At 45.8% G+C, this 7,348-nt stretch carries 8 protein-coding genes; all 8 read right to left on the bottom strand.

The features are described from left to right. Positions 1-155: 155 nt before the first annotated feature. On the bottom strand, positions 156-1,271 hold the full coding sequence (locus WCO51_07615; protein MEI6513128.1) for an SPFH domain-containing protein: 1,116 nt from the start codon (positions 1,269-1,271) through the stop codon (positions 156-158). A gap of 3 nt (positions 1,272-1,274) precedes the next feature. Further along, positions 1,275-1,733 (bottom strand): DUF600 domain-containing protein, encoded by a 459-nt coding sequence (locus tag WCO51_07610; protein MEI6513127.1) that lies wholly within the window; start codon positions 1,731-1,733, stop codon positions 1,275-1,277. Beyond that, the gene (locus WCO51_07605) at positions 1,733-2,434 is read right to left on the bottom strand and encodes a DNA/RNA non-specific endonuclease (GenBank protein MEI6513126.1); all 702 of its coding nucleotides are present in this window, start codon (positions 2,432-2,434) and stop codon (positions 1,733-1,735) included. Before WCO51_07605 ends, WCO51_07610 begins: the two co-directional genes overlap by 1 nt. 10 nt (positions 2,435-2,444) lie before the next feature. Next, positions 2,445-5,123 carry a DUF87 domain-containing protein gene (locus tag WCO51_07600; GenBank protein MEI6513125.1) on the bottom strand — a complete coding sequence of 893 codons (2,679 nt, stop codon included), beginning with the start codon at positions 5,121-5,123 and terminating at the stop codon, positions 2,445-2,447. 25 nt (positions 5,124-5,148) lie between these two features. Then, entirely contained in the window at positions 5,149-5,562 is a 414-nt protein-coding gene (gene yidD / locus WCO51_07595) for a membrane protein insertion efficiency factor YidD (protein ID MEI6513124.1), read from the bottom strand. Positions 5,563-5,646: 84 nt separating this feature from the next. Continuing rightward, complete coding sequence (locus tag WCO51_07590; protein MEI6513123.1) at positions 5,647-6,261, bottom strand: hypothetical protein; 615 nt, start codon at positions 6,259-6,261, stop codon at positions 5,647-5,649. 171 nt (positions 6,262-6,432) lie between these two features. Continuing rightward, on the bottom strand, positions 6,433-7,053 hold the full coding sequence (locus WCO51_07585) for a tetratricopeptide repeat protein (GenBank protein MEI6513122.1): 621 nt from the start codon (positions 7,051-7,053) through the stop codon (positions 6,433-6,435). A gap of 55 nt (positions 7,054-7,108) precedes the next feature. Beyond that, positions 7,109-7,348 (bottom strand): hypothetical protein (locus WCO51_07580; protein ID MEI6513121.1); only part of this gene is annotated, 240 nt, incomplete at its 5' end.

The following is a 7,348-nucleotide window of genomic DNA, read 5'->3' as shown; positions in this document are numbered from 1 at the left end:
GGATAAACCCATACGAGATCCAAACAGATGCTCTGTGGTCAGTTCCACCAAGGATAAAAAACATTGCATTGAAAACGATGAGGAATACTATATCCAGCATCATCCATAGTGAAGATGTCCTTTTCAAGAACCTTGACTCCTTGTTTTGTAACGATTCATAGACCGAGTAACTTCTTCTTCATTGCATCAAATTCATCCTGTGTTAACACGGCTGCGTCCAGCAGACTCTTCAATTTAATAATCTCATCAGCGACACTTGCACTTGCTTTCCCGTCAGTAGTAGGCGCTTTTTGGGTGAATCTGCCGGATGGTTGTTGCTGTATAGGTTGCGATGGTTGTTGCTGTTGCAACGGGGCAAACATTTGTTGCGCCATGCCACCAAAGACACCACCAGCCGCCATACCCATACCAAGCCCTGCACCGGCAGCCGCAATCCCGCCCGAGCCCGGATTATTGGCAACGTCGTGCAAGATTTCAGTTGCTTGCTGTCGTCCCCAATCGGCTCCCAATATGTTCATGACACCCCTACTCGCAAAAGCATTTTCAAGTTTCTGTCTATTGGGATCGTTTTCGGGTATGTCAATTCCGGCAATCGAGAAGGTTACAAGTTTGATTCCATAATCAGCAAATATCTCCTGGAGAATGGGTTGGATATTTTGTGCTAGCGAAGTCTGGTCCGCACAGATCCCCAGAATCTCTCTATTAGCATTCAACATTGCTTTTGCAATGCTTGACTTAATCTGCTGTTGGAATTGATTATCAAAATATTTCGTGAGATCGTCCTGAATTGCAAAGGGAATATTATTCCCGAGCAGTTTAGTCAAAAACTTTGCTCCGTTGTCGATAGTCACTTTGTAAGCACCTCTTGCACGGACGCTTGTCATTATCATCATGACAGGGTCGCGCACTTGAATGGGGGAAGATGTACCCCATAATACCTCCATGCTGAGGGCTTTACGAACAAAGTAAACCACGCAGTTGAACGTGCTGACACCGCCGGTAAAAACATTTCTTAAGCGGCTGATAAAAGGATAGTTCTCCGTCGAGAGCCTATATGAACCGTTTTCAAACACCTGCTCAATGACGCCGCCCTTGATGAAGATCGCTTCTTCACCCGGCATGACGACTACCGTGGAATTCGTATTGAAATCTTCTTCCGGCTGCCGCCATATCAACAGTTCTCCGGGACCCGAATTCTTGATTACATCAGCCCAATGTTTCGCGCCGCCGACATAGGCAGTTTCGTTTGGATTTGTCTTAAAGATTGTCATTGATTACACCCCTCCTGTTGATTCAGAAGCAACCCGTACAAACCATTCCTCGGAAATTGTCAAAGCGGTCTTATCTTTGGAGTTGGTGTATATAGGTTGATACTGATACTTTGCAGACAAGTCACTTGTTTTCACGTCGAAGACAAGTTTCATTTCTGTTGGCATAGGCCTGTTGACTCGAGCGCACAGGATCTTTATATCTTCAATATCGTCGTTTAGAATCTTCATGACGGCTTGTTGCCGCTTAACAGATGTATCACAATGCCTATCGGTATCATCATTGAGTTTGTGTTTCTTCTTCAATTGGCCGTTAACTTGGTAAAAGAAATTGCTTGAGATAATATCGCCCTCACATGATGCATATATGAATACTTTATCCGCCATTCTTTCTGCATACTCAAGGCAAATAGAAACCATATCTGCCTGTAGTTCGCTAAATCGATTCTCAAAACTGTCATTCATCAGCGATTCTCTCCATTAAGAATTCTTTGTGAAAAGGCTTCGCCGTCGATATCGTAATCGACATCGAATGCGGAAGGACGTCTATCAGCTTGCTCATATTCAACATCGACATTTGCACTGACATGCTGACCGTTTTCAAGTGCCTTTGCCCATTGGTTTTCTATCTTCTTGTATTCGCTGAGATTAACATGAGACGACTGAGAAACCAAATTATCGATCTCGGGAGAACCGCCAAATCGATCACCTGCGAGATGTCCGGCTTGGTCACCTTCCAGTTTTCCAGGAGTATCCCCATCATGGGGAAGTCTGTCCTCACGCGCGGTAAGTTGTAATTTGTCAGCGTGAAAATCGTCAATACGGCCTTTGTCATCGGTTTCATACTCGTATCCGAATTCTCCCGCGTGATATCGAATGTTTTCTTTAAGCGTTCCATCCGCCTTAAATGGATGATCATCGACTGGTTTCTCATCGCCTTCGCGTGGGGTTTCAGTTTCGCTATCGGACACATCCTCCGGAATGTCCTCTTGAATGTCAGGCGAAGCCTCACGAGCCAAGTTATCGTCGCCGCTAACCGGAGCATCTTCTGGTATATCCGCAGGGATATCATCGGGGACGTCATTTTCAACATCGCCTGATGTGTCAGAAAGATGAGACATATCGTCCAACTCACCCTTTTCACCGCCGTCGATACTGCCTCCCATATTATAGGCCCTACACTTTCTCTAAAGATGTCTGAACGGTCTTCTTTGGGATGTTCATTATCGTTCCGTATCGAATCCGACGAAACAAATGGACCTTTACACAGGACAGCAGTTCACGGTCAAAAGGTTCGTCGTTCAGGTTGTCTATAATCAATTTGGAAATCTGCCCTAGTATGCTTTTGATAATCGCAAAATCGGTACTGTCGGGTTTAAAGTGTTTAACAAATATTCGGCGGGCAATCTCTCTCGCCAATGTTCTGCGTGCACAATTGCAGGTGGTGCCACAATATCGGGTGTAACAGCATTCAGGGTATGGTCTTAACTTATCTTGTTTTGCGTCCCAATAAGTGGATAGTGACCTTATCTGATCGTCGGACAACGTTATGGAAATGTTATTAGCTAACCGATAATCTTCAGTTATAAGCTCCTCCGGTTCATCCAGTTGGCCAAAGAATAGAAATGCTTCGCCTGGTTTCAGTTTGGCGAGTCGCTGGGTATGTACCTCTACCATATTGGTGCTGTCGGCGATAATTTGCTTATCGCTTGCTTCAACCAGACGGAATGCAAGTTTAATATCAGTGAGTGCTACAACATCGGCTGTAACCTTACGAGGTGATTGGTCTGCAATAACGATACCAACGCCGTAAGAGCGGATTTCAGCAAGCATCCTCTTGACTAACCCCTGTGCAATAGCGCTTGGATTGGCTTCGCCTTCCACGGCTGGCCTGGGATCGGCGCCAAGAAGCACATGGGCTTCTTCCAATAAAATAACATTACGCAAACCACCCTCGCCAATATAATTGCTGTTTACATAGGCCGAAATAGACAACAGCAATAAAGCGATAATCAATGCCTTTTGGTCACTGTTGTCGATAGCCGCCAATTCAATAATGGTGGGTTTGGTCAGCAGATCCTCAATAGGAATTGAGAAATAGTTATCAAACAGATTTACCAAGCTATTCAACCGCACAACACCTGCGCGCCCAATGTTCTTAGCATCACCCGTATAGCCGATTTGCTCAAAGGTTTCCTGAAAGCACTTGATGAAATCTGAAATATTGAAGGGTTGCCCCTTGCTGTCGCTAGTATATGTATCAAGCCATTGAAAATCGGAATAGCAGTTATTGACCGCTTCTTCGAAAATCTTATCAAGCGGGGTGGACATGGATACCGCTGCCGCAAACGCAGTCTTGAGTGTAGATTTGTAGGCTTCCAGTTTCACATGCTTCGGTGGCACAAAAGGGTTAAACACAAATGGCGAAATAGAATGCTTGCCTGGTGTGAACACCTGCAAATCCGGAATGCTTTGCACCAAAGCCCGATATTCATTTTTGGCAGGTTCGATGACCAAGAACGGTATCCTGTGGTCTTTCCACAACCGGTCGAGCACACTAACCAAGAATGTAGTTTTGCCTGAACCGGGGGTTCCGACGACAAGCATGTGTTTCGTGAGGTCTTTTAAAGATATGCCTATAGAACTTCGAGAGGAGGATTTAAGGTGCCCAATCGCAATGTCGCCTCCGCCTATAATATTGCCGGCGTAAGAGTGGCTTGCCTTACTCGACTCACTTATTACAAGACCGGCAGAAGTATTTTCGTTTCCGATGGGCAAGCGGAAAAACTCGGAGGCTTCTTCTGCGGTAATTATATATGGTAGGCGGTAGTAAGCATTCAAGTTCTGTTCGGAATTCAATAGACACGGACTGCGTTTAGCGTTGAGCAACAACTCGTTTACCGCCCAAGGAAGCGGATAATAGTTCGTGTCTTTCTGTACTTCGTCTGCCGTAAGCGGGATAAGACGCAGTTCGTTTCCTATGTTGAGTTGCCCTAAAAGTCTGGTTGAAAGGGAGTTTGCGGCTGAAGACGAGCCAAACACCAATATATTGAACGCAAATAGAGAGGTGTGTTTGTTATTAGCGTAGTATTTGTATACGCTGGCGTGTTTTTCTGCCAATGCGAAGCTAATATTACCGACGCCCTGCTCTGCGACACCTCTATGTAAGGTGTCGAGTGCTTGCGCCATCTTTCCGACGGCATCTGCTTCTTCTGCGGAATAGATAGTTGGCAGAATCTGAAATGAAACAGCACAATTTGGATGGTCAATAAGGGCGTTTACGACACGGCTAAGGTCGTTCTCCGTCGTGGGAAGTTTTGCGAATGCAAAACAGAACGGTAAGATTGGATTCTGAAGATTCTCCACCCGTTCTTCTTTTACGATAGCGATGATGCTTTGATCGTCTATTTTCTGGACTCGCGAATGGAACTCTGCAAAGGAAATGCTCCGATATTCGTATTTTCCAAAACTCAGGCTCGCCTTGCATATCTGCAAGAGCGAGTTCACTCTATGTTCTGCATTTGTGACAGTATCGTCAATTGCGCGGATGATTATAAACAACTTGATATTAGCCTTATAAGGCTGATTGTGCGCTTCTTCTGTACACCAAAGCAGTTCTAGAGAAATATCTTTTAAACCACTGGCGCCGTCATCGTTCAATTTGTAATTCTGGAAGATTTCCGACAACAGGCGCGCCATGTCCTGCTTATATTCCGTGTCAATATTCGGGATAACCGTAAAACGCTTCTGCAATACGGAAACATGGGGTATTGAGAGAATCTCAATAGCGCCAAATCCAACGATCTCCTCAGTCGCTAACGGCAGTGAAGAAATGATATTCATCTTATCATCCATTATTCACCGCTCCTTTACTAACCATTCAAGGATAATCAGTGCCGCCGTTTGGGAGGTGGCATCGTTTCAATCGTTCTATGCCTTTGCTGATTCCTTTGAGAATCCCATACTTTTGCATGCTCAGAATCATGTATTCCGAGCAACCTGGTTCAAATACACAGGCCAGTCGTATATCCGCCGAAGCATAGCGTTGATAAAGTCGTATGAACCAAATTAAGATTCCCCGCATCCTGACTACCGTGAACACACATAAGCACGTCAATGCGAAACGCATACTCCAAAAGCCTACTCCAACTGATACAATTAGAGGTATCAGCACATTAAGTATGGCTTCCCCATAGCAAATCTGCGGTCGCTCGAGTTTTCGTCTCTCTGTCGCGACCCGAATGTTATTGCTGGAGCCTTCCGGGTGGAGCGTTGTAATTATGTCGTCGCGCATCGCACAACGTGTGTTTCGGTTCGGATACTAAAAAGCGGTCACGTCGGAACGGACGTGACCGCTTCCTTACGCACTACCCATATACTACTGCTTTTTCTCCCGCAGTTTCTGTTTCATGGCGCTCACAGATCTGTCTGCATCAGGAACCCCACTGGTCGAACATGTGAATTTATCTCCGGGGACCACAAGGGAAAATCTGCTGTATTCGCGCTGGGTCTTTGTGACCTTGTCGCCTTGGCAGCCGCTGATTTTGTTTGCGTCCGTGGTTTCGGAAGAAGTAGAGAAGTTCGTGATGTCTTTGTAGAAATACTCCTCCGTTTTTTCCTTTTTCGCATCGGAAGTCATGTCAAGAGTATAGCTATACATATACACCTGAGTGTCGCTGAAAAAGAGCCACGTCGCGTCGTACTTCGAGGTCCTTAAACGATCGTCAGCACCAACTCGTACGTGCGCACCCTCGGCTGTGTACCCGTGCAAGAAAACGGGCGCAATTGCTTTCAGTTGATCTTCATCCAAACCAATCTTCCCTAACGCCCTCTGCTTGAGGTTGAGTGCGTTAAGTTTACTCTGAACCGCCTGGTCGTAAGCATCGTCCTTCATGCGGGTCAATGCCGCAATACATCCAGTGTCCAAAAAGTACTTGATTGCCTGCTTTTGTTCTGGCGTCTTGCCTTTCAGTAATGCGCTGTCGACTGACATTGTGTTGATCTCCCTGTTTGAAAAGTTTTAGAATATTTCGTTTCGTTTGTGACGTTCCGCGAAAGAGGTGTAGATGAGAAGTTGTTGCAGCCTGCTCCCAATCACACCGCATGTTTCATTTATATTTCACCTCCCTTTCCTGTGACGATTACGTCGCCAATAGCATCGCCGCTATAAGGGTTCGGGACGCTGAACGCCTAAAATCCCAAACAGCTGCTCAATATCAAAAGGCGATACCCCGGCAGTTTCTGCTAATGCCAACGCGTCCTGATATGTTGGAGAAGTGTTGTAGCACTTTCTATCGTAATAATCATATTTGATATACGCCCAGAAGTAATAATAGATACCCTTCGGCTCAAGCAGAATCGCCGCTTTAATATATTCCTCGATCTTATCTATTGAGGCCTTTGTAGTAAGAAATGCTTTTTGCCCTTTCAAAAGACAGATGGCGGCATAAAAAAATGTTTCAGAGTTATCAAAATTATCCTCCATCGCTTTCTCAAAGGCATTTAGCGCCTTGTCATTCAACTTTAACTTCAAATAGCACATTGCGATGGAATTATTGAGTTCTCTGTTACTTGGGTCATCAGATAATGCCTGCTTATATGTACCCGCATATTTGTTTACGAGAGGGATCGGCATCGAGTAAACGCTATTGAAGGTAGAGATAATGACTGGCTGCTTGCAGAATTTGCAGACCTTTTGCCCCGTGTCCACTGCATCGCCGCAGTTGGGACATTTCAATGCTATAACCTGATGCGCCACGACCAGAAACCTCTTTTCAACCACCAAGGGTACCCCGGGGGTGGTTCAAATACGTATTTGGTTTATCACTTTTGAGACAATACTAGTGTCGGTGGGCGAACACAATAGTCTTTTTGACCGATGACGTGCCCCCCCCCGTGAGGTTGTTTGACTTCGTTCGGCGATCTGGCGGAGCGGCGGAAACGTCGATACCCATGCAGGACATCCATTCATAGCCACGTAGTGATCGCTCCTCACTTTGGAGATGCCGCTGAACGATGTGAAGAGGTCGTGTGAACTCCGCCCCACGTGACATAGGGAGCAAACAGGCATGCCGCATTCT

Source organism: bacterium, from assembly GCA_037131655.1.
In the GTDB taxonomy this organism is placed as follows: Bacteria; Armatimonadota; Fimbriimonadia; order Fimbriimonadales; family JBAXQP01; genus JBAXQP01.
This window is presented reverse-complemented; position numbering and strand designations above follow the sequence as displayed.